The sequence below is a fragment of the Bradyrhizobium jicamae genome (assembly GCF_018130215.1).
Lineage (GTDB): Bacteria > Pseudomonadota > Alphaproteobacteria > Rhizobiales > Xanthobacteraceae > Bradyrhizobium > Bradyrhizobium jicamae_A.
The window spans coordinates 1-1,202 of the sequence record NZ_JAFCKQ010000131.1 but is presented as its reverse complement, the minus strand read 5'-3'; the positions used below and the strand labels follow the sequence as shown (position 1 = coordinate 1,202).

The following is a 1,202-nucleotide window of genomic DNA, read 5'->3' as shown; positions in this document are numbered from 1 at the left end:
TACTGCGAGGCGACTTCCTTGCCCTGCTCCTTGAAGACCTTGGTCCAGTCCTTGACCAGGAGATCGAGCGCCTGCTGCGCCGTGCCCTTGTCGGCGACGACGTAGTCATGCACCCGCTTCTGCATGTCGAGCAGCAGCTGGGCGTAGGACGGCTCGGCCCAGAAGTCCTTCACGATGCCCATCGATTCCAGGAATTGCGGCGCGAACGCCGCGCTCTTCGGGAAGTCGGGCGCGTCGACCACCGCCTTGAGGGCCGAGTAGCCGCCGATCTGCCACCATTTCTGCTGCACGGCGGGCTGCGCGAACCACTTGATGTAGGCGAGCGCGTCGTCCTTGTGGTCGGAGGTCGCGACCACCGAGATGCCCTGACCGCCGAGCTGGGTGAAATGCCCCTTCGGACCGGCCGGATTGACGAAGAAGCCGATCTTGTCGCCGCCGACATTCGGATCCTTGTAGAGGCCGGGGAAGAAGGCGAACCAGTTCATCTGCATCGCCACCTGGCCGGACTTGAAGGCATCAAGCCCTTCCTGCATGTAGGCATTGGTCATGCCGGGCGCGGTGCAGCACTTGTAGAGCTCCTTGTAGAATTCGAGCCCCTTTGCCGCCTCGGCCGAATTGACGATGCCCTGCATCTGGTACGGCTTCTTCGGATTGTCGTAGCTGAAGCCGTAATTGTAGAGCACGTTGGTCACGCCCATGGTGATGCCTTCCGAGCCGCGCTCGGTGAAGATGTAGGCGCCATAGACCTTCTTGCCGTCGATCTCGCGGCCCTGGAAGAATTCGGCAACCTGCTTCAGCTCGTCATAGGTCTTCGGCGGCGCCAGATCGCGGCCGTACTTGGCCTTGAACGCCGACTGGATCTCGGGACGCGAGAACCAGTCCTTGCGGTAGGTCCAGCCCACCGCGTCGGCCATCGCCGGCAGCGCCCAGTAGTTCGGCGTGTTCTTCGGCCACTCCGAATAGCCGACGACCGTCGCCGGGACGAAGTCGTTCATCGAGATGTGCTCTTTGTCGAAGAAGTCGTTGAGCTTGACGTACCACTTGTTCTCGGCGGCGCCGCCGATCCACTGGCTGTCGCCGATGAGCAGGTCGCAGAGCTTGCCATGGGAATTGAGCTCGTTGAGGAAGCGATCCGCATAGCTCGTCCACGGCACGAACTCGTACTTCATCTCGATGCCGGACTGCTTGGTGAAGTCCTTGCC

Annotated in this window: 1 protein-coding gene; it reads right to left on the bottom strand. The window is 61.8% G+C overall.

The genetic code is table 11. The annotated features are described in order from the left end of the window. Positions 1-1,202 (bottom strand): ABC transporter substrate-binding protein (locus JQ586_RS40305; RefSeq protein WP_212400161.1); only part of this gene is annotated, 1,202 nt, incomplete at both ends.